Raw genomic sequence first — 20,382 nt, forward strand, 5'->3', positions numbered from 1 at the left:
TCATAACGGACTACGCGAAGGGCCCAACCCGTCAGCCGCGGGCGTGCTGATTCCGGTCGCTCCGCCATCGCGCAAACGTCTGTGCGTTCAAACCCAGGTCTTTCGCGTCTATTCGGGTCCAGCAATAGAACGCGTCGTCCCAGTCGGGGATGGTTCGGGGTGTCAGCGTCGTGAAACCCGCGTCCGGACGAAACGCCAGGTGCGGCCAGAAAACGGGCATCGACTCGCGTACCGCCATGCGCCTCAACAGATCCACCGGCCCGCTCTCATCCGCCACGATCTCCGCCTGGGCGATCCAGTCGTTCTCAGCCCACGCAAGGAAAACGCTCGGGTTGCCCTCACGGTCGAACATCAGAATGGCATTCTGCTCCGGACGCCAGTAGTACTCGACAATGCCTTCAGCGGCCACCACCTCGTCGAGAACCTTTCTCGTTCTCGGGTCGCAATAGGTGACGCCATTCTCGCCCAGGCCAAGCCAGCCCGCCTCTGAACCATGCCGCTTTCTGGCGTCTTTCAGAAAATGGACCAGTCTGCTGGCTGAGTCCGCATCCGTCTTTCGCAGATACAGATCGACAATGCCGGCATTGAAAGCCTTGACCGCGACGGTTTCATCCGCGACGCCGGTCAACAGCACTTTCGCGCAACGCAAATTGGAAATGGACGAAAGGAATTCGACGCCGCTCAGTCCCGGCATGTCGTAATCGACGACAACCGCGGCTACCTCCGAAAATCGGGAATCGCGCGCCAGTATGTCTCGCTCCGCCGAGCTTTCGACAAAGCGCTCGAGGCCCGTCTCGCTCAGACCGGCCGACGCCGGCGCGAACTGCAGCGAATTCTCGCGGGCATGTTTGCGGATGAAAGCGAGTGCGGTTTGAGGTCGCGTGAAAAACAGATTGGTGGAAATATCCGGAAAAAATCGGCGCAACGCATCGAGGTAGCTGTCGTTGTCATCCACGAAAACGACAGATGACGGATAGAAGACTGGGGGGCGAATAAAGTTGTTCATGTTTTTTACGTGGAATATGCGGCGCGCCTCGCACCGGCTGACACGCCGGTTTCTCTCACGCTGGCTCCCGGGCCAATTCCCGCTGCCCCATATAGTACCGGGGACTTCACATGAACGTGCAAACTTGCGCTACGTGTGCGTCACAGTATGCAAATGGAATAATTTCTCTCAATCAAGCCGTGTTCTCGCGACGCCCCACGAGAAATATGCGCCACTGCACAATCGCGAGCAACTCGCCTCCGTAGAATCGCATTCGGCGCCTACGCTTGTCTCTCCATGCGATGTCAGCGCACCTGCGTGACGACGACCGCCCGTTGCCGGCCTGGACTACCCGATGCGTCAACTGTCACACGCAAACGGCGTCGACGACTGCCTTCGCCCAGCCGTTGACGCCCAGCTATCTGCTCGATGCAATAAGCCGCCGTGGCGGCCCCCCGAGTCGCTATAACCCGGCGACCCTCTATCGCGCGCTCAGGGACGGCATCGATCCGGACAACATCATGCTGCGCAAGTCCATGCCTCGCTACGAGCTTGCCGATACCGAGTGCGCCGCGCTCTGGCGTTTCATTACCAACGACTAACGTAGAAACGCAGTGAAGCGAGCCGTTTTCCCACCAGTTCGGCGCCCGTTGCGCGGCGGACCTTGCTCGCACCCGGCGCGAGCCACGTCGAGGCCCGCCTAATCGTTCAGTTGCTCCTTGAGCCGCGCGCGGTGCGCCGCGACCTTCGCGCGATTACCGCAGATTGCCATGCTGCACCACCGGCGGGCGTGACCGCGCGTGTGATCCGCGAATAACAACGTGCATTTGGGGCCTTCACACGCTTTCACGTGCGTGAAATCCTCTTCACATATCAGCTTCGCCAACACCTCGGCGATGGGCATTAATAGCGACGCTGCCGCCTGCCAGCGCCGCTGCGCGCGAAGCTCGAAATGCGTGACCCCCTCCGAAGCGTTCGCGATGATCTGGCCGTGCTGCTGGTCCTGCTCGAGCAGTTGGTTCAACGGTTCGAGTTCGCGTAGATCCGTGGCAAGCAGCGGCCGCCCCCTCCTCTCCCGGACAAATTCCCTGAACCACTCGCGCAATTCGCGCGCGCGTGCCGCGACCTCGTCGAGTTCGGCTGCCGTCGACCGGTTCCGTATGTCTTCGAGCGCCGCGCGCGGCGCGAGCCCCGCCTGATCCAGCCACGCCAGCAAACCTTCCCCGTCGCTGATCCAGTCCACCGGTTCATCCACCGGGGTCGCGATCGAGTTGAGGAAATCGAGGCCTGGCGCGTCGGCCAGCAATATCGCAGGGATTTGACGGTCGTCCATCTCTCATCGCGATCTGAAGTGACAATGAAAGCATTGTAACCTCTAAAAATGGTCTTGACAAGTTACATGGCTAGTTTGTAACCTGTAAATGCGCATTAATAAGGTTACTACATACGCGACGCAAACACGACGTGAGTGCCTGACACGCAGCGCCTAATTCCTTCAAAGGAGCGAAAAATGTCGATTGGTCATGCGACTGCGGTGCTAGTGCACGGCGCGTGGGCAGATGGTTCGAGCTGGAGCAAGGTCATCCAACGTCTGAATGCACGCGGCATTCATACCGTTGCGGCGCCGTTGCCGCTCAGTGCCCTGCAGGATGACGTGGCCGCGCTCGACAGAACGCTGGAACGCATCGAAGGCCCGGTTGTGCTTGCAGGGCATGCCTACGGCGGCGCTGTGCTCGGCGCGACGCGCGCCGGCAACGTCAAGGCGCTGGTCTATGTGGCCGCGCTTGCGCCTGACGAAGGCGAAACCGTCGGCGATGTGTTCTACCGCGGCGCCGCGCACCCGCTGGCGCCCAAACTGTCACCGGATCGGCACGGCCTGATCTGGCTGCCCGACGAGGCATTCGCGGCGGCGTTCGCACAGCACGCCAGCGCGCAGGAGCTGACGGTGCTCGGTGCGATTCAACGTCCCATTTCGGTTTCGTGCATTGGCGAGGCGGTTGGACGCCCGCTCTGGAAGGACCGGCGGAGCTGGTTCCTGAGCGCTGGCGAGGACCGGATGATCAATCCCGACACGCAACGTTTCATGGCACAGCGCATGAACGCGCGCGTGCATTCACACGAGGTCGATCACACGCCCATGATCACCGCACCTGACGCCGTCACCGACGTGATCGTCGAAGCGATCGAAACGGTCTCGGCTCGTTAGGGATATCTGTAACTGTCATAGCGGCATACGCCTGCCATTTTCAACACGCCATTCACCCAATCAGGAGTCGAACCATGTCCTCTATTGCCTATCGTCACGCTGATGTAGACGGCTTCAATGTGTTCTACCGCGAAGCGGGTCGGTCGAACGCGCCGAAGCTGCTGCTCCTGCACGGTTTTCCGAGCTCGAGTCACATGTTTCGCGACCTGATCCCGCTGCTTGCGGAACAGTTTCATATCGTCGCGCCCGATCTGCCCGGTTTTGGTCAATCGGACATGCCGGGTCGCGATACGTTTGCCTACACGTTCGACAACATCGCCAACGTGATCGAACGCTTCACCGAGCAGATCGGTTTCGATCGCTTCGCCGTGTACGTGTTCGACTATGGTGCGCCGACGGGCTTCCGGCTTGCTCTCAGGCACCCCGAACGGATCGCCGCGATCATCTCGCAGAATGGCAACGCATACGAAGAAGGCTTGAGCGAGGGCTGGAATCCGATCCGCGCTTATTGGCAAGATCCTTCCCACGCCAATCGCGAGGCACTGCGCGCGATGCTGACGCATGAAACGACCGTGTGGCAGTACACCCATGGCGTGCAGGATACGGCTTCCGTCTCCCCCGACGGCTACTCGCTCGACGACTTCTATCTGAGCCGCCCAGGCGCGGACGAAGTCCAGCTCGATCTGTTCCGCGACTACCGGAATAACGTCGCGTTGTATCCCGCATTCCAGCAGTATTTCCGCAGCCACCAGCCCCCTTTCCTTGCCGTGTGGGGAAAGCACGACCCGTTTTTCCTGCCGGCCGGCGCCGAGGCATTCAAGCGCGACATACCGGACGCCGACGTGCGTTTTCTCGATACGGGTCACTTCGCACTGGAAACGCATGCGGCAGACATCTCCGCGGCCATTTCCGGATTTCTGATTCGCTGATCTGGAAACACAGGAAGGTTGTTGTCCACTCAATCGATGTTCAAGCGGCTCATGCACGAGTCGAGGAGATAGAAAATGCCGTCCAGCAAGGTAGCCATCGTGACAGGCGCGAGCCAGGGTATCGGCCGCTCCACCGCCATCAGATTGGCGCGAGACTTTGCGTCAATCGTGCTGGTTGCGCGCAATCGCGAGAACCTCGACCAGACCGCCGACGCAGTCAAAAAGGCCGGCGCCGAGGCGCTTGCGCTCGACCTCGACCTGTCCGATCCGGCGGCCGCGCAAACCGTCGTCGACCAGACATTGTCGGCGTTCGGGCAGATCGACGCGTTGCTCAACATCGCGGGCGCGGTGCCGCAAATCGATGTCTTCGAGATGACCGACGATCAATGGGAGCGAGGCTTCGCGCTCAAGCTGCACGGCGCGCGGCGCTTGACGATCGCGGCGTGGCCGTCGTTGAAGAAAACCTCAGGGTCGGTGGTGCTGATGTCGGGCAACTCGGCGCTGTTTCCCAAAGCACCGTACGCCGCCGTGGGCACCATCAATGCGGCGATCGTGGCTCTCGCGAAAGCCTTCTCGGACCGCGGGATCGCAGACGGCGTGCAGGTCAACAGCGTGCTGCCCGGCCCGGTGATGACCGGCCGGCGGCAATCCTATCTGGAACATTGGGCGCCGCTGCACCACATGACGGTCGAAGAAGCGACAGCGCGGTTTCCTCTCGAAGCGGGGATCGCCCGGTACGGCACGCCCGAGGAGATTGCCGAACTGATGGCGTTCATCGTCTCGCCTGGAGCTCACTGGATGACGGGCTCGACGTTGAGGATGGATGGCGGCGAGGTCAAGTCGATCTGAAATCAAATCGGTCTGAACCGGACGATCGCGAGACGGCCAGAACGCCGCGGGTCGATTGATAGATTGATACTCAGCCGGACATTCTTCAATTTCCCGTTCGGCAAAACTTTGCAAACGCGTCACAACAGGGAGAGCAGGCCAACCAGAATGAGGCTCGATGCCCAGATTGCATCCAGGTTGAACCAGCTCCGTGACACGAACTTCAACCCCAGGTAGCGGAAGACCAGCCAGGCGAGGAGTCCGCCGACCAGCAGCATGGCGGTAGCGTGAACGGCGGAGACGAGCAGCGCCATGCCCAGATTGGCGCCGATCAGCGCTTGCGCGGCCTGGTGCCCTCCGTCCAGATCGTAAGATCGGCACAGTCCGAGGTAGATCGGCACGAGCATCAGTCCGGCACCGTGCGCAATGGCCACGGCAAAAGACCAGAGCGCGAGCCGTGACGGCGGGATGCGCGCGAGAACACGCGGATGGCGTCGCCGGATCAGCAGGAAGGCGCCGAAGCCAATCACGAGAATACTGGCGCCGACCTGGATCTGACGTTGCCAGGCGAGCAGGATGGCCAGCACGGCGAACGGCATGATCACCGCGAACATCGCCAGCACATGCCCCGCCGCGAGATAGACGAGCGCTGAGAGCAGCGCCCGCGCGCGTCTTTGCATCAGTCCGTTGGAAACCGCGAGCGGCCATCCCATCGCCGGATTGACGCCGTGATAGAGGCCACTCGCGAGGACGGCTAACCAGAGGCTGGTCTGCGACCAGCCGCTCCCGATCAAACGCCCACCGACGGATAACAGAACGAATCGGTCGAGCAGTCGCCGCCTTCGAGCCGGATCTGGTGGGCCCGGTATCCCTGGGGAAAGTCCACCCAGTAATCGTCCGCCAGCGCGAGGCCGCCGCCGGGCTCGGCCCGCGCCATGACCTGTGCCGCGGGCACGCCGTCCGGGTAGAACTGGTTGTCCCAGGTCGAATAGAGCGAATTGGTCCAATAGACCCGCTTGCCGTCGCGGCTGATCTCGACCATCTGCGGACCGCCCGCGAAGACTTTACCGTTCGCATGGGGCGTGCGCCGTGCAATCCCGCCGATGTGGACCGATCCTGTGAGCTTCGGCTTGCGGGGTTCCGTCACGTCGTACTGGCGCATCTCGCCGGTGCCCCAGCAGGCGACGTAAAGGAATTTGTCGTCGATGGAGAGATCGATATCGGTGACGAGCGGCGGCACCGCGCCGAATCCCTGAAGCAACGGAGGCAACAGTTCCGTGGCGGCGGGCTCGGCCGGAATGGTCGCGGTCTTCTCGATATGGAACTCGCCGCCTTCGCGCCACCAGGTCCAGATCGACCCTTCCAGGTTGGTCGTGTCGACCACCACGCCGATAAAGCCGTACTCCCGGCTCGGATCGTGCGCGGGCCGTACTTCGAGCGCCATCTGGTGGTTCGCGCCGAGGTCGAGTGTCTGCACATTGCGCCTGCCCCGCAGGTCCCAGAAGTGGATGCGATGCCCATACCTGTTCGAGAGAAGGTCCTCGGGGACGATCCCGTTCTCGAATTGCGGCGGCAATGCCCACTCGCTCGACACCATATAGTCGCGCGGCAGATTCCACCAGAAATCGTAGTGTTTCTCCTGCAAACCGCGGTCGATCTCCCAACGGCCGAGCACCTCGAACGTTTCGCAATCCATGATGAAAATACCCGGCGGCCCGTCGGTGCCGTCTTTCCCTGCGCCGCCGAGCGTGCTGACGTAAATCCCTTCCGGGCCGCAATGGACCGTATGCGGACGCGAGTAGCCCGTCTTGCGGAAGATTTCTTCCGGTTCGATGATCTTGTGAATCCGCGCCTGCGTCGGATGCGGATGCGTGTCCACGATGTAAATGCGTGAAGAACGCATGCCCGGAATGATCAGATAGCGCCGTTCGAGAAAGGCGTGGCCGGTCAGCGGCGACAGTGCCGACGAGCAGGCATTCCAGCCGAAATGATGGAATTCGTCTCCCTTGTGCGGCACCGGCACCGTGTGAACCACCTGGCTGTAGGTCGGCGAGCCCGGCTTCACATCGACGACGGCGAGTGCGTCGGGCTGCGAGAAATCGGGGCTGAGCAGCACCGTGTAGGCGTACTCTTCCGCGGGCGCATCCATCGCGAGTTTCGGTGAGGCGTGGAACGTAGGATCTGGGCGCATACCCATGACGGCACTCTCCTTTTATGGTTCGGGGCGTGAGGCGTTCACCTGCTCATTCACCTTGTTATTCACCCGGACGGGGGCCGCCCGCGTGATGGCGAACCGGCGTGCGTCGGTGAGCTGCACGGCCTGACAACTGACAGCGGCGGACCAAGGCTGAACCGCGCTCAGTATTAGATGTAGTCCACGGCAGAAGTGAGAGCAACCGAAAGTTTCGTTAGCCGTTCGAGCGCTGGGCATTTTGTCGGATCAAACGTCATATCTGAAACGATAACAGACGCCCTGGTTCTATCGCATTGTTTGGTCGAATCTTCCGTGTGACATCCGGATGCAATTTAGCCGCGACCGTCGAGCATGGCCTCAACGCGGCTTTGCATGTTTTTCCGGCACCGGCAAGTCGTACGTTTGCTATTGACCGGCGTCAGCGCGATGCCTTCCGCCTTGAGCAGTCGCCACCGCGCCGCGAGAATCGTCGCGAGGATATTTGAAGCAGCGCTACTGCTTCGGTTCCCTGACGATTTCCAGAGAACTTTTCACATGGCACTCGCATATAGCAATGCGGACACAGAAGGAAGCGGTTTGACGCTAGGGGGAACGACGAACCTGCGCGTCGACTGACGACTTGCCTCCAGCGGTATCCGCTGCGCCCGCGCCCGCCTTCACGCTGCCGTCGGCCTGCGGCACTTCGATGGGCTTGACGACGACAGGGGCGGTACCGTCTTCTTTCAAACCGAGCTTGTCGGCGGTCTTGGGCGTCACGTCGACGATTCGATTCTTGACGTAGGGGCCGCGATCCCTGATTTCGACCACCTCGCTGGCGCCGTTTTGCAGATTCGTGACGCGGGCCTTGGTGCCGATCGGTAGCGTCTTGCTCGCGGCGATATTGGACTGCGGATCCATGGGCGTACCGTCGGCCATCTTTTTCGTGTAGAAGTTTCGACCGTAATACGAGGCCCTGCCCTTGCGTGCCTTGCCGGTGCGGTCAAGACCGGTGTGGTGAGTTGCCTTGGGGCTCTCCTGTGTGGCATTTGCCGTGGAGTTCGCTTGCACGGCATTTGCCTTGGGGCTCACCTGTGTTGCATTTGCCGTGGGGCTGACCTTTACGGCGTTTGCCCCGGGGCTCGCCTGCGCGGCATCAGTGGTGCTTGCCGGCTTTGGCGCCGCAGTTGCCGTGCTCAGGCCGCACGACAGGACCAGAACCAGAAGCGCCCTCCCAACCTGCGCCCGTTGCGTTTTCACACGCACGCCTTCCGCTTCGAGACGACGGCCGAATAGCCGATTCTCCGTGGTATGAAGATCACTTTCCATTGCCCCTCCTTTTAGTCTGTCAAAAGCAGCGGGCACCTGATTCAGCGAAACGGGCATCTGAATGACGGGTGTATGCAGGAGGTTGGGACGCAATCTGCATTCCTGCCGATTGGAATGCGGCGGAGGCTACCGCTTTCAACGCCGCCACGACCCATGCGGTAATTCAACGTCCCGCTTCGCCGCAGCCAATCCTTCGGCGATGCCCGCACGATCCAGCGGAATGCAGTAGACCGGTTTTGCACGCTCGAAACGCCAACTGTCTTCGAGCGCCCCGGCATCGACCGGATCGAAACCGAATTGATCGAGAAGCCCGCTCACGACGTGTCTGGCCTGCGCATCATCGCCGGCGAACGGCAGCGCCCGGCGCTTCGGCGTGCCGGCGGGCTTGCCGTGCGTTTCCAGGTCCCTGGCCAGAATTGCGTTGAAGGCCTTGACCACCTTCGCGCCCGGCAACGCGGCGGCCAGCATCTGACTCGTCGTTGTCGAGTGACTCTCCAGCGCTTCGCTCCGGCCGTCGCGTTCGGGATAGTGATTGCACGTGTCGATCACGGTCTTGCCGTCGAGCGCCGCAACCGGCAGCGCATCAATGCTGCTGAACGGCAGGGCAACCACCACCACGTCGCCGAACTCCGCCGCCTGTTCCGCCGTGCCGAGCGCACAACCGATTGCCGCGGCCGTGCTGATCAAGGTCCGCGGATCGCGAGAGTTGCTGATCATGACTTCGTGACCTCTGCTCTTCGCGAGCGTCGCCATCGCGCGGCCGATAAAGCCGGCGCCGAGAATGCCTATCTTCATGTTCCACACTCCATGTCTATCTGAGGATCGCTCCGTTGAGCGCCCGCCCATCGGTGAGAAACACTATGATTCAAAACTGAAGCCGGATAAATAGGCATAATTCGGCGACTGTCGAAACTATGGGTGGGGAATGATGGACCGTCTGACCAGCATGGCTGTATTCGTGAAAACGGCCGACAGCGGCTCGTTCGCCGCGGCCGCACTCGCGTTCGGCATCTCGTCACAGATGGCCGGCAAGCATGTGAGCACGCTGGAGGAGCGCGTCGGTGCGCGTTTGCTCAACCGCACCACGCGCCGCCAAAGCCTCACCGAGATCGGCCAGATTTTCTACGAGCGCTGCAAGGTGTTGCTGGCGGATGCCGAAGCAGCCGAATCGGTCGCGCAGGAGCTATCGGCCGCGCCACGCGGGCGGTTGCGCATCACCGCGCCGGTGACCTTCGGCGTCTGCTGTCTCGCGCCGATGATCACGCGGTATCTGAAGGCCCATCCCGAAGTGCGGGTCGAGCTGGCGCTGACCGACCGTTTCGTCGATCTGATCGACGAAGGATACGAAGCCGCGATCCGTCTCGGCTCGTTGTCGGATTCCTCGTTGATCGCAAGGCCCTTGATGCCGTATCGGCTGATCGCCTGTGCGTCGCCTGGTTACCTCGCCGAACGCGGCGAGCCGCTCACACCGCAAGCGCTGACGGAGCACGAGTGCCTGGGCTTCGTCTATACGAACTTGCCGGTCGCGACCGAATGGCGTTTTGCCGATGCGCAAGGCGAACACGTGGTGCCGGTCTCAGGCCGTTTTCAGGCCAACGACGTGAAGGCGCTGCTGGCCGCCACCCTCAATGACGGCGGCGTGATGCTCGCGCCCGAAGTGGCGGTGAAGGACGAGCTCGCCGCGGGCCGGCTGGTGCGTCTCCTGAACGGCTACGAAGCGCCCGCGCGCCCCATGCATCTGGTATTTCCGGCGAGCCGCGCCACCCCGAAACTGCGCGCGTTCATCGACCAGGTGGTGGCCGAATTCGGGCCGCACGCCGCGTGAATGAGCCGCCGGCCAGAGCTGGCAGGCGCCTTCCGCTAGCCGCCAATCTCCACCCATTCACCGCTAGAATTGCCGGCTTTGTCCGCGTCGGGCGCGCGACAAGGCAAAATACGGGTTTTGCGCGCGCAAAACGCAGCGCAAGAGCGGATGAATCAGACCTCGGCGGCATGCGTGCCGCCGACCCTCGCAAAGACGCATGACGACGACGGTCCGGCAGCCCAATCAGGCTCGCCGGGCCCGTCGCGTGCGCCGCAGCCAGGACAGCTCGTTCTTTAACAGAGCCCCTCAGGAGCATTCATGACCGATTCGAACCCCTCTTTTCTCGGCAGGATTTCCCTTGCCGTCAGTACGTTTTTCAGCATTCTCGGTGACGGCGAGTTCGCCGCCGGGGTGCTGCGTCTGCGTCACGGTGGCGCCGCCGGCGCGAGCGCCGCGCCTGTAAAAGCACCCGCCTCCGCGACCGCTCCTGCCGCTGCCCCGGCGCCCGTGCCTCAAGCGGCGCCCGTGCTCAAGGAAGCAAACCCGGACGCCGCGCTCCAGCTGCTCGGCCTGCTGCAACGCGACGCACGCTTCATCGATTTCATCGAAGAAGACATCAAGGGCTATAGCGACGCCGACATCGGCGCTGCCGCCCGCCTCGTGCACGACGGCTGCCGCGCGACGCTGCGCGAGCATTTCACGATCCGCCCGGTGCGCGACGAAGCCGAAGGCAGCCGCGTGACGCTCGCCGAAGGTTTCGACGCCAGCTCGGTTCGCCTGACCGGCAACGTGGTCGGCAAGGCACCGTTCAACGGCAGCATCAGCCACCGCGGCTGGCGTGTCGACGAAGTGCGTCTGCCGAAGCTGACCGACAGCCACAATGCCAAGGTGATCGCACCGGCCGAGGTGGAGCTATGAGCGACGCACGCTTCTCAATCGGTATCGATCTGGGCACCACGCACTGCGCGCTGTCCTACGTGGACACCACGGCCAGCGACGGTGAAAAGACCACTCAAGGCGTGCTGCCGATCGCGCAACTCACGGGCCCCGGCGCAATCGACAACCTCGATCTGCTGCCCTCGTTCCTCTACCTGCCGCATCCGGACGAACTCGCCTCCGGCGACCTGTACCTGCCGTGGACCGGCCAACGTGAATTCGCAGTCGGCGAATTCGCCCGCAGCCGTGGCGCGGCCACGCCGATCCGGCTCGTGTCGAGCGCGAAGAGCTGGCTGTGCCATCCGGGCGTCGACCGTCGCGCGGCGATTCTGCCGAACGACGCGCCGCCTGAAGTGGCGCGCGTCTCGCCGCTCGAAAGCTCGGTGCGCTATCTGACCCACCTGCGCGAAGCGTGGGACAACGCGCATCCGGACGCGCCGTTCAGCCAGCAGGACATCACGGTGACGATCCCCGCGTCGTTCGATCCGGCCGCACGCGAGCTCACCGCCGAAGCCGCCGAGGCCGCCGGTTACGGCCGCATGACGCTGCTCGAAGAACCGCAAGCCGCGCTGTATAGCTGGATTCAGAAGAGCGGCGGCCAATGGCGCAAGCAGGTCAAGGTCGGCGACATCATTCTCGTGGTCGACGTGGGCGGCGGTACGACCGACCTCTCGCTGATCGCGGTGATCGAGCGTGACGGCAATCTCGAACTGCATCGCGTCGCGGTCGGCGAACACATTCTGCTGGGCGGCGACAACATGGACCTCGCGCTCGCGCATGGGGTGGCCCGCAAGCTCGCGGCGCTAGGCACCCAGGCGGACGCGTGGCAACTGCGCGCCCTCACCTACGCATGCCGCTCGGCGAAAGAAACGCTGCTGAGCGATCCCACTACCGATACCGTGCCGCTCGTCGTGCCGAGCCGAGGGTCGAAGCTGATCGGCGGTTCGATCCGCACCGAGCTGACGCGCGCGGAGTTGACCCAGACGATCCTCGAAGGCTTCTTCCCGCAAGTGGATAGCGCGGCGCGCCCGGTGAGCCGCGCGCGTGCCGGTCTGACGCAACTCGGCCTGCCATATGCGCAGGACGCGGGCATCACGCGGCATCTGGCGGCGTTCCTCGGGCGTCAGGTCGGCGCGCTGGCCGAACTCGAAGGGCTGCGCGATATCGCCACGGCGGAAGGCGCGACCTTCCTGCATCCCACCGCCGTGCTGTTCAACGGCGGTGTGTTCAAGTCGCCGTTGCTGGTCGAGCGGATCATGGGCACGCTCAATGGCTGGCTCAGCGCCGAAGGTGCGCCGCCGGCTCGCCTGCTCGAAGGCGCCGATCTCGATCTCGCCGTTGCGCGCGGCGCGGCCTATTACGGCTATGTGCGGCGCGGCAAGGGCGTGCGCATTCGCGGCGGCACCGCACGCGCGTACTACATCGCGATCGAATCGGCGATGCCCGCCGTCCCCGGTCTCGAGCCGCCGGTGCAGGCGCTGTGCGTCGCACCGTTCGGCATGGAGGAAGGCACGGATGCCGAGTTGCCGGCGCAGGAGTTCGGGCTGGTCGTCGGCGAGCCGGTGCATTTTCGTTTCTTCGGATCGTCGGTGCGCCGTCAGGATCAGGTCGGCACACTGCTCGACTTCTGGGGCCCCGAAGAACTGCAGGAACTCGAGGAAATCCAGGCGACGCTGCCCTCCGCTGGCCGCACCGCCGGTGAAGTCGTTCCCGTGAAGCTGCATGCGCGCGTGACGGAAGCCGGCACGCTCGAACTCGAAGCCATGCCGCGCGGCACCGATGAACGCTGGAAGGTCGAGTTCGACGTGCGCGGCGGCGCCAATGCATGACAGCAATGAAGCGCTATAGCGTCGGCATTGATCTCGGCACCAGTAACACGGTGCTTGCTTATGCCGAGACCGGCTCACAGGCGATTCACGTCTTCGAGATCGAGCAGCTGGTGAGTCTCGGCGAAGTCGCCGCGCGGCCGCTGCTGCCTTCGGTGCGCTATCACGCGGCGCCGGGCGAGTTGAACGCGGGCGATCTGGAGTTGCCCTGGCGTACGGCAAAGGGTTCTGCCGATGGCGCTGAAAGCCAGCCGGTCGTCATCGGCCGGCTCGCGCGCGCGCTCGGCGGGCAGGTGCCGGGACGGCTGGTGGCGAGTGCGAAGAGCTGGTTGTCGCATGCATCAGTCGACCGCACCGCGCCGATCCTGCCATGGGGCGCCGCCGACGACGTCCGCAAGGTCTCGCCGGTCGAAGCCAGCGCGAGCTATCTGGCGCACGTGCGAGCGGCCTGGAATCAGCGCTTTCCGGACGCGCCGCTCGAAGCGCAGGACGTCGTGCTGACGGTGCCCGCTTCCTTCGACGAAGGTGCGCGCGCGCTGACGGTGGAAGCGGCGCGTGAAGCGGGCCTGCCCACCTTAAGACTGCTGGAGGAGCCGCAGGCCGCGTTCTACGACTGGCTGTTTCATCATCGCGAGAGCCTGGCCGCTGAACTCGCGGATACCCGGCTCGTGCTGATCTGCGACGTGGGCGGTGGCACCACCGACCTCACGCTGATCGAAGTCAGCCTGCGCGACAACGAGCCGGAACTCACGCGCATCGGCGTGGGCAACCATCTGATGCTCGGCGGCGACAACATGGATCTCGCGCTCGCGCATCGGGTCGAGTCGCGTTTGCCGCAAGCCGGTGGCGAGCGCACGCGTTTGTCGGCGGCGAGTCTGTCGCAACTGGTCGAGCGTTGCCGCGGCGCGAAGGAACAGCTGCTCGGCCCGCAAGCGCCGGACTCCGCTTCTATCACGCTGCTCGGCGCGGGCTCGAAGCTGATCGGCGGCGCGCGCACAGCGCAGGTCACACGCGAGGAAGTCGAGCAGATCATCGTCGACGGATTCTTTCCCGCCGTGGCCTCGAACGAACGGCCCGGCAGAGCGCGCGGCGCGATCGTCGAATTCGGCCTGCCCTATGCCACCGATGCGGCGGTCACGCGTCATATCGCGGCGTTTCTGAGCCGCTTCGCGGCGCAGTCGCGTAAGGCGCTCGGTTCCGCCACTCCCGATTCCTCTGATACGGGCGAAGGCGAGGACCCGCCTTTGCCGGTGCCTGACACGCTGCTGCTGAACGGCGGCGTGTTTCGCGCCCACGCGCTCGCGCAGCGCTTGTCCGGCACCTTGGGTACGTGGCGCGGCGCAGCGCTCAACGTGCTGCACAACGACAATCCCGACGTCGCCGTGGCGCGCGGCGCGGTTGCTTATGCTCTCGCCCGCGCGGGTCAGGCGCCGAAAATCGGCGGCGGCTCGGCGCGCAGTTATTTCCTCGTGCTGGACGAAGCCAGCGACGGCGAGCGCGACGCCTTGCCGGCGCAACGCGGCATCTGCCTGCTGCCGCGCGGCACCGAAGAAGGCCACGAGATCAGGATCGAAGACCGCACCTTCGCGCTGCGCCTCGGGCATCCTGTGCGCTTTCACCTGGCATCGTCAAGCGCCGACACGGTCTATCAACCCGGCGAATTGGCCGACCTTGCGCAAGGCGACTTCGTTCGGCTGCCCCCTATCGCGACGATCGTGCAAGCGCGCGGCGCGAGCCCATCGCGCGGCGAAACCGCGGTACAGATCGCCACGTCACTCACGGAAGTCGGCACGCTCGAAGTCCACTGCATCGAACTCGACAATCCGGCGCAGCGCTGGCTGCTCGAATTCCAGCTGCGTCGTGCGGATGCCCAGGTAGATTCGTCGACGGATCCGCTACAAGCCCGGCACCCCGCGCTCGACGAAGCGATCGAGCATATCGACCGCAGTTTCGGCTCGCGTGCGCAAAAGGTGGACCCCAAGGAAGTCAAACGCCTGCGCTCGCAACTCGAACAGCTACTGGGTCCGCGCGAGAGCTGGAATAGCGCGCTGCTGCGTGAACTGTTCGGCGCGCTGTGGGAACGCGCCCGCCGCCGGCGGCGCTCGGCGGACCACGAACGGTTGTGGCTGAATCTCGCCGGTTATTGCGTCCGTCCGGGTTTCGGCTACCCGCTCGACGAATGGCGGGTCGAGCAACTGTGGTCGCTGTTCGACGACGGCATTCAGTACGTCAACGAAGGTCAGGTCTGGTCGGAATGGTGGACGCTCTGGCGCCGCGCGGCGGGTGGCCTCGACGAGACCGCGCAACTGCGCGTGCTCGACGCAATGGCCTATCTGCAAACGGCCGCGCAATCGCGCCACAAGCTGCCGTTCGACGTGTCGAAAACCGGCTTCACCGACATGGTCCGGCTGAGCGCATCGCTCGAACGCATTCCGGTCGAACGCAAGATCGAACTCGGCGAATCGGTGCTTACCCGGTTGAAGAAACCTGCTGAAAATCATCAGAGCTGGTGGGCGATCGGGCGCATCGGTGCGCGGCGGCCGTTCTATGGCAGCGCCCATGGCGTCGTGCCGCCGGAGGTCGCGGCGCGTTGGCTGAACACGATCCTCGCGCTCGACTGGAAGAAGGTCGACCCCGCGGCATTCGCCGCCGTGCAGATCGCTCGCCTGACCGGCGACCGCTCGCGCGACCTGTCCGACGATTTGCGTCATACCGTGGTGCGCCGGCTCGAAGCGGCCAATGCGCCGCGTGCGTGGATCACGATGGTCAGCGAGATCGTGGAACTCGATAGCGCCGACGAAGGCCGCGTGTTCGGCGAATCGCTGCCGGCGGGGCTGAAGCTGATAACGGCAGCGCTATAGCGACGGCTCGAAAGACAGCACGGCCTGCGCCTGCGCCAGGGGATTCTCGCGTTGCACGTTGTTCGCGGTGGAGTTGCTGAGCGCGACAGGCGTGACGGCTCATAAAAAACCTCAAGCCGCCAGGCAAAGGCTGCCCGGCGGCTTTTTCATGCTCACCCTGTCTTGACGCGCCACGCGTGTCTCGCGATGGTGTATCGCCTATGCCTCACTCACACGAACACACCCTGCGCATCTCCCGCTTACCGCGAACCGCCGCTGGCAATCAGGCTTTCGCCGGTCATCCAGCGCGAATCGTCTGACGCGAGAAACACGGCGACGTCAGCAATATCGTCAGGCTGACCGATGCGGCCAAGCGGCGTCGTGCTGACGGCCCACGTCTCGAAGTCCGAGCCGACAAAGCCGGCACTATGCGTGCCTTCGGTTTCCACCATGCCGGGATTCACCGAGTTGACGCGAATCTTGCGCGGGCCGAGTTCCTTTGCGAGGACGCCCGTGATGCTGTCCACTGCGCCCTTGGTGGCGGTATAGACCGCGCTGCCCGGCGGCGTGATGCGGCTGACCACCGAACTGACATTCACGATGCTGGCGCCTTCGCCCAGATGCTTCACCGCCGCTTGCGTGACCAACAGCAGACCCAGCACGTTCACATTGAAGTGCTTATGGAAGTGCGCTTCGGTGATCTCTTCGATCGGCGCCATTTCATACACGCCGGAATTGTTGACGAGAATGTCGAGGCGCCCGTACGTTTCGACTGCCGCATCGATAATGCCCTTTGCGTCGGCCGCTTTGGACACATCGCCTCCAACGGCCACCGCCTTGCCGCCCGCCGCGGTGATGGCGGCGACCACATCGTCCGCGCCCGCCTTGCTGGACGCATAGTTCACCACCACCGACGCACCCTGTGCCGCCAATGCCTTCGCAATCGCGGCACCGATGCCTTTCGATGCGCCAGTTACAACCGCAACCTTACCTGTGAGCTTGCTCATGATCGTTTCCTTTGGATGGAGTTCGCGCCAACGTCGCGCTTGCGAAAGATTCGCCAGGTTGACGTCGATGAAAGCGGAAATGCAGTGGCGCTGTCACAGGACACAATGTAGGCACGCCGAGCGTAGGGATAAAGCGGCTGAAGGCGAATAGATACGTCGGATGAGCCGAACAATCGGCACGTGACGCTCAGGAAGCGCAGTGATCGCGGTGTTGTGCTACACGTTCCTGCCTGGCGAAGTGACGCGTATCGAGGCCGATAATGCGCCGGACGATCACATAGGCAGCCACCGCGATGGCGGCCACCGTGCGGCCGGCGACACGGCGCGCGAAACAAGGGTTTGACGCGCGCGAGCGGATCGCGCCACGTCGATCAAAGATGGGCCAAACAACGACGTCGCAAACGTCTGATTGATTTCAGCGTTTGCATATCAGCGCGATCTGCACTGTCACGCTTGCCAACACCGCCAACGCACCCACCGTATCCAGAATAGCCGACCACACGATCTCACCCTCCTTCATTTCCCGCGCTATCTCTCTATGAAACGAACGCACGCGCGAGCAACTGAATGCCGAGGCCAAGCAAGCAGACAAAAAACCAGCGCCGGAAACTCTCCGGACTAATACGCCCGCGCACTCGCTGCCCAATCCACATACCAATCAACGCGGGCATCACGGCGAACATCGATTCGCCCAGATCGTCGACGGCAAACGCGTGCTCGCGCGCCAGCCCGATCGCGAGCGCGATGGTCGAAACGGTGAAGGACAAACCGAGTGCCTGAACCAGGTCCTCTTTCTTTAACGCGAGCCCTTGAAGATAAGGCACCGCGGGCACGACAAATACGCCTGTGCCACCGGTGATTACGCCGGTGACCGCGCCGACCGCCGGCGAGAGCCAGCGCTCGTGACGCACCGGCACCGAGAAGCGCCACGCCATCAGGCCGGCTGCGGCATAGAGCGTCAGCGCGGCACCCAGGCCGACGACGGCCCATTCGCCGCCCCCGCCGGCAATGAACGACGCAGCGCCAACCGTGCCCACGACGATGCCCGCCATCATCAGCCACAACCGCTTGACCAGCATCCGCACGCCGGGTCCGGCGAACAACTGCCAGACGTTGGTCACGAAAGACGGCAACAACAGCATCGCGGCCGCATGCGCCGGCAGCATCAGCGTGCCGAGCACGCCCATGGCAACCGTCGGCAGCCCCATGCCGGTCACGCCCTTGACGAAGCCGGCCACCACGAACGTGGCCGCAACCACGCTCACGCGCATAGCAAAGGACGAGATCATCGGGATGGTGTTCTGAAAGTCATGCCAGCGATTTTCGATTGCCGCGGCGCCGCCCACAATGCGTAAGATACGTACTGTGCCTTAGGCAATGCCTAAGGCTCGAACTCAGCCGCGGGCGCAGCCCCAACTCAAATCCGACTCCATGCGCTTCGATCTGATCGACCTCCGCCTTTTCCTTCACATCCTCGAAACCGGCAGCATCACGCATGGCGCGGCGCGCGCGAACATGTCGTTGCCGTCGGCTAGCGCGCGTTTGCGCGGCATGGAGGACGCCTTGGGCGAGCCGTTGCTGGAGCGGGGCCGGCGCGGCGTGGAGTCCACGGCGACAGGCGATACGCTCGCGCATCACGCGAGACTCGTGCTCGGCCAGATCGACCGCATGCAAGGCGAACTCGGCGAACATCAGGCCGGGCGCAAAGCGTGCATCCGCTTGTGGACCAATACGGCCGCGATCACCGAGTTCCTGCCGTCCGCGGTCGGCCTGTTTTTGCGCGATCACCCCAATGTGCAGATCGATCTGAAGGAACGGCAAAGCACCGAAACCGTGAAAGCGGTGCTGACCGGCGCGGCGGAGATCGGCATCATCTCGGATGCCGTCGAACATGGCGCGTTGCAGACGCTGCCCTTCGCCGTCGACAAACTCGTGCTGATCACCAGCCGCGACGACCCGCTGGCCGCGCGCCGTCGCGTAACGCTCGCGGAAGTGGCCGATCGTGAATTCATTGGGCTGAGTACGGGCAGCGCGTTGCACGCGTATCTTGGCGAACGCGCACTGTTATCCGGGCAACCGCTCAGCGTTCGCGCGCACATGCGAACCTTCGAGAGCATCTGCTGCATGGTCGAACAAGGCGTGGGCATCGCCGTCGTGCCGGCCACCGCCGCGAAACGCTATCGTGGCGCGCCGGGCATTCGCACGATCGAATTGACGGACACGTGGGCCACGCGGCAGTTGCTGATCTGCATGCGCGACCTGAACGCGCTGAAACGGCCGGAAAAAGCCCTGGTCCGGCATCTGGCGGGTATCTGAGGGCGGCGAGCGTGCACGCCTGGCACTTTATTATCAGTGCGACTTATTCCACAACCGATTTTTAATCGATTTGCCTGATTGTCGGCTGTTTCTTATCCTTGACGCACAACCGGACGCCGCGCAATGCATGCGGCGTCCGCTCTGCTCCTCTCTGTCCTTTTGCCGGCAAGATCATGGAAAGAACCACCTTCAACGTGCGCGTCGACAGCGTACGCGACGAAGCACACGGCGTGCGCTCGTTCAGCGTGTCGCGTCTGGACGGTCAACCGTTCGATCACTACGAACCTGGCGCGCACATCGACGTCACCGGCCCCTCGGGCGTCACGCGCCAATATTCGCTATGCGGCGACCCGGATCATCGTGAGGCGCATTTATTCGCAGTGAAACGCGAAGACGCGTCGCGCGGCGGTTCTCGTTCGCTGCACGACGAAGTCAGCGTCGGCAGCGAATTGACGATCGGCGCGCCGCGCAATCTGTTTCAGCTCGCCGCCGGTGCAAGCGAGCACATTCTGATTGCCGCGGGCATCGGCGTCACGCCGCTCCTGAGCATGGCGTACCGCCTGCTCAAACAGAACGAGCAGTTTGTATTGCACTATTTCGCCCGCAGCGCGGACCATGCCGCTTTCCTGCCGCTGCTGTCGCGTGCACCATTCAGTGATTTCGTGCGGTTTCATTTTGGCGTCGAACGAGAACAACTGGACACGGCGCTGGCCGAGTGCGTTGCCAACGCGCGCGCCGGCACGCACATCTATATCTGTGGCCCAGCGCCTTTCATGGAGCGTGTCGTGGCGATCGGTGAAGCACGTGTTGCGGCCGACGCGATCCATCTCGAACGGTTCGCGGCCGAACCTTCTCCGGCTGCTGCCGGTGAAGCGAATTCGCTCGACGCATTCGACGTGCAGATCGCCAGCAGCGGTGCAACGGTACACGTGGATAAACACACGACAATCGTCGCGGCGCTGGCGTCGATCGGCATCGAAGTCGACACGTCATGCGGCGAAGGCGTGTGCGGCACCTGCATGGTCGACGTGGTGAGCGGCACGCCCGAGCATCGCGACCATTGCCTGAGTAAAGCGGAACGCGCGAGCGGTAAGGTGATCTGCTGCTGCGTCTCACGCGCGAGCTCGCCGTTGCTGGTGCTCGATCTTTAAGGCTTAACCTTCACAATGCAAACCAGTGCTGCATTCGCAGCACCTTCTCCTTCTA

Annotated in this window: 18 protein-coding genes; 10 read left to right on the top strand and 8 right to left on the bottom strand. The window is 63.4% G+C overall.

Features of this window, described 5'->3' with window-relative positions:
* Positions 1 to 31: 31 nt before the first annotated feature.
* Positions 32 to 1,006 (bottom strand): response regulator, encoded by a 975-nt coding sequence (locus P0D84_RS09540; RefSeq protein WP_408335331.1) that lies wholly within the window; start codon positions 1,004 to 1,006, stop codon positions 32 to 34.
* Positions 1,007 to 1,272: 266 nt separating this feature from the next.
* Here P0D84_RS09540 and P0D84_RS09545 point away from each other — a divergent pair, with 266 nt between their 5' ends.
* A complete protein-coding gene (locus P0D84_RS09545) occupies positions 1,273 to 1,587 on the top strand; it encodes a hypothetical protein (RefSeq protein ID WP_408335334.1) in 315 nt (104 codons plus the stop codon).
* 98 nt (positions 1,588 to 1,685) lie between these two features.
* On the opposite strand, the gene P0D84_RS09550 is transcribed toward P0D84_RS09545, so the two are convergent.
* Positions 1,686 to 2,318, bottom strand: a complete 633-nt coding sequence (locus P0D84_RS09550; protein WP_408335337.1) for a CGNR zinc finger domain-containing protein — start codon at positions 2,316 to 2,318, stop codon at positions 1,686 to 1,688.
* A gap of 177 nt (positions 2,319 to 2,495) precedes the next feature.
* Here P0D84_RS09550 and P0D84_RS09555 point away from each other — a divergent pair, with 177 nt between their 5' ends.
* From P0D84_RS09555 to P0D84_RS09565, 3 genes are all read left to right on the top strand, one after another.
* Positions 2,496 to 3,191, top strand: coding sequence for an alpha/beta fold hydrolase (locus tag P0D84_RS09555; protein ID WP_408335340.1), 696 nt, complete (start codon positions 2,496 to 2,498; stop codon positions 3,189 to 3,191).
* Between the two features lie 74 nt (positions 3,192 to 3,265).
* The gene (locus tag P0D84_RS09560) at positions 3,266 to 4,120 is read left to right on the top strand and encodes an alpha/beta fold hydrolase (RefSeq protein WP_408335343.1); all 855 of its coding nucleotides are present in this window, start codon (positions 3,266 to 3,268) and stop codon (positions 4,118 to 4,120) included.
* A 75-nt stretch (positions 4,121 to 4,195) separates the two neighbouring features.
* Positions 4,196 to 4,969 carry an SDR family oxidoreductase gene (locus P0D84_RS09565; protein ID WP_408335346.1) on the top strand — a complete coding sequence of 258 codons (774 nt, stop codon included), beginning with the start codon at positions 4,196 to 4,198 and terminating at the stop codon, positions 4,967 to 4,969.
* A gap of 119 nt (positions 4,970 to 5,088) precedes the next feature.
* On the opposite strand, the gene P0D84_RS09570 is transcribed toward P0D84_RS09565, so the two are convergent.
* From P0D84_RS09570 to P0D84_RS09585, 4 genes are all read right to left on the bottom strand, one after another.
* Positions 5,089 to 5,742 (bottom strand): hypothetical protein, encoded by a 654-nt coding sequence (locus tag P0D84_RS09570; protein WP_408335349.1) that lies wholly within the window; start codon positions 5,740 to 5,742, stop codon positions 5,089 to 5,091.
* Positions 5,739 to 7,145, bottom strand: a complete 1,407-nt coding sequence (locus P0D84_RS09575) for a selenium-binding protein SBP56-related protein (protein WP_408335352.1) — start codon at positions 7,143 to 7,145, stop codon at positions 5,739 to 5,741. The genes P0D84_RS09570 and P0D84_RS09575 overlap by 4 nt, the downstream gene beginning before the upstream one ends.
* Before the next feature lie 579 nt (positions 7,146 to 7,724).
* A complete protein-coding gene (locus P0D84_RS09580; RefSeq protein ID WP_408335355.1) occupies positions 7,725 to 8,447 on the bottom strand; it encodes a septal ring lytic transglycosylase RlpA family protein in 723 nt (240 codons plus the stop codon).
* A 135-nt stretch (positions 8,448 to 8,582) separates the two neighbouring features.
* Positions 8,583 to 9,293 carry an NADPH-dependent F420 reductase gene (locus P0D84_RS09585; RefSeq protein WP_408335358.1) on the bottom strand — a complete coding sequence of 237 codons (711 nt, stop codon included), beginning with the start codon at positions 9,291 to 9,293 and terminating at the stop codon, positions 8,583 to 8,585.
* Positions 9,294 to 9,375: 82 nt separating this feature from the next.
* Here P0D84_RS09585 and P0D84_RS09590 point away from each other — a divergent pair, with 82 nt between their 5' ends.
* The 4 genes from P0D84_RS09590 to P0D84_RS09605 all read left to right on the top strand — a co-directional run bounded on the left by P0D84_RS09590 (position 9,376) and on the right by P0D84_RS09605 (position 15,874).
* Positions 9,376 to 10,272, top strand: a complete 897-nt coding sequence (locus P0D84_RS09590; RefSeq protein ID WP_408339744.1) for a LysR substrate-binding domain-containing protein — start codon at positions 9,376 to 9,378, stop codon at positions 10,270 to 10,272.
* 297 nt (positions 10,273 to 10,569) lie between these two features.
* A complete protein-coding gene (locus tag P0D84_RS09595) occupies positions 10,570 to 11,169 on the top strand; it encodes a DUF2760 domain-containing protein (RefSeq protein WP_408335361.1) in 600 nt (199 codons plus the stop codon).
* Positions 11,166 to 13,016, top strand: a complete 1,851-nt coding sequence (locus P0D84_RS09600) for an Hsp70 family protein (protein ID WP_408335364.1) — start codon at positions 11,166 to 11,168, stop codon at positions 13,014 to 13,016. The genes P0D84_RS09595 and P0D84_RS09600 overlap by 4 nt, the downstream gene beginning before the upstream one ends.
* A complete protein-coding gene (locus P0D84_RS09605; RefSeq protein WP_408335367.1) occupies positions 13,013 to 15,874 on the top strand; it encodes an Hsp70 family protein in 2,862 nt (953 codons plus the stop codon). The genes P0D84_RS09600 and P0D84_RS09605 overlap by 4 nt, the downstream gene beginning before the upstream one ends.
* 239 nt (positions 15,875 to 16,113) lie before the next feature.
* Here P0D84_RS09605 and P0D84_RS09610 read toward each other — a convergent pair whose 3' ends face one another.
* Together P0D84_RS09610 and P0D84_RS09615 are read right to left on the bottom strand one after the other, a co-directional pair.
* On the bottom strand, positions 16,114 to 16,860 hold the full coding sequence (locus P0D84_RS09610; protein WP_408335370.1) for a glucose 1-dehydrogenase: 747 nt from the start codon (positions 16,858 to 16,860) through the stop codon (positions 16,114 to 16,116).
* Positions 16,861 to 17,396: 536 nt separating this feature from the next.
* The gene (locus P0D84_RS09615; RefSeq protein WP_408335373.1) at positions 17,397 to 18,149 is read right to left on the bottom strand and encodes a sulfite exporter TauE/SafE family protein; all 753 of its coding nucleotides are present in this window, start codon (positions 18,147 to 18,149) and stop codon (positions 17,397 to 17,399) included.
* Between the two features lie 142 nt (positions 18,150 to 18,291).
* On the opposite strand from P0D84_RS09615, the gene P0D84_RS09620 reads away from it, so the two are divergent.
* On the top strand, positions 18,292 to 19,176 hold the full coding sequence (locus tag P0D84_RS09620) for a LysR family transcriptional regulator (protein WP_408339746.1): 885 nt from the start codon (positions 18,292 to 18,294) through the stop codon (positions 19,174 to 19,176).
* Between the two features lie 173 nt (positions 19,177 to 19,349).
* On the top strand, positions 19,350 to 20,327 hold the full coding sequence (locus tag P0D84_RS09625) for a PDR/VanB family oxidoreductase (RefSeq protein WP_408335376.1): 978 nt from the start codon (positions 19,350 to 19,352) through the stop codon (positions 20,325 to 20,327).
* Positions 20,328 to 20,382: the final 55 nt, after the last annotated feature.

The sequence above is a fragment of the Paraburkholderia sp. RL17-337-BIB-A genome, from assembly GCF_046025895.1.
Lineage (GTDB): Bacteria > Pseudomonadota > Gammaproteobacteria > Burkholderiales > Burkholderiaceae > Paraburkholderia > Paraburkholderia fungorum_C.

Coding starts and splice junctions, on each gene's coding strand:
- P0D84_RS09540 (WP_408335331.1), bottom strand. CDS start 1,006: ATGAACAACTTTATTCGCCCCCCAGTCTTCTATCCGTCATCTGTCGTT.
- P0D84_RS09550 (WP_408335337.1), bottom strand. CDS start 2,318: ATGGACGACCGTCAAATCCCTGCGATATTGCTGGCCGACGCGCCAGGC.
- P0D84_RS09555 (WP_408335340.1), top strand. CDS start 2,496: ATGTCGATTGGTCATGCGACTGCGGTGCTAGTGCACGGCGCGTGGGCA.
- P0D84_RS09560 (WP_408335343.1), top strand. CDS start 3,266: ATGTCCTCTATTGCCTATCGTCACGCTGATGTAGACGGCTTCAATGTG.
- P0D84_RS09565 (WP_408335346.1), top strand. CDS start 4,196: ATGCCGTCCAGCAAGGTAGCCATCGTGACAGGCGCGAGCCAGGGTATC.
- P0D84_RS09575 (WP_408335352.1), bottom strand. CDS start 7,145: ATGGGTATGCGCCCAGATCCTACGTTCCACGCCTCACCGAAACTCGCG.
- P0D84_RS09580 (WP_408335355.1), bottom strand. CDS start 8,447: ATGGAAAGTGATCTTCATACCACGGAGAATCGGCTATTCGGCCGTCGT.
- P0D84_RS09585 (WP_408335358.1), bottom strand. CDS start 9,293: ATGGGCGGGCGCTCAACGGAGCGATCCTCAGATAGACATGGAGTGTGG.
- P0D84_RS09590 (WP_408339744.1), top strand. CDS start 9,376: ATGGACCGTCTGACCAGCATGGCTGTATTCGTGAAAACGGCCGACAGC.
- P0D84_RS09595 (WP_408335361.1), top strand. CDS start 10,570: ATGACCGATTCGAACCCCTCTTTTCTCGGCAGGATTTCCCTTGCCGTC.
- P0D84_RS09600 (WP_408335364.1), top strand. CDS start 11,166: ATGAGCGACGCACGCTTCTCAATCGGTATCGATCTGGGCACCACGCAC.
- P0D84_RS09605 (WP_408335367.1), top strand. CDS start 13,013: ATGACAGCAATGAAGCGCTATAGCGTCGGCATTGATCTCGGCACCAGT.
- P0D84_RS09610 (WP_408335370.1), bottom strand. CDS start 16,860: ATGAGCAAGCTCACAGGTAAGGTTGCGGTTGTAACTGGCGCATCGAAA.
- P0D84_RS09615 (WP_408335373.1), bottom strand. CDS start 18,149: ATGATCTCGTCCTTTGCTATGCGCGTGAGCGTGGTTGCGGCCACGTTC.
- P0D84_RS09620 (WP_408339746.1), top strand. CDS start 18,292: ATGCGCTTCGATCTGATCGACCTCCGCCTTTTCCTTCACATCCTCGAA.
- P0D84_RS09625 (WP_408335376.1), top strand. CDS start 19,350: ATGGAAAGAACCACCTTCAACGTGCGCGTCGACAGCGTACGCGACGAA.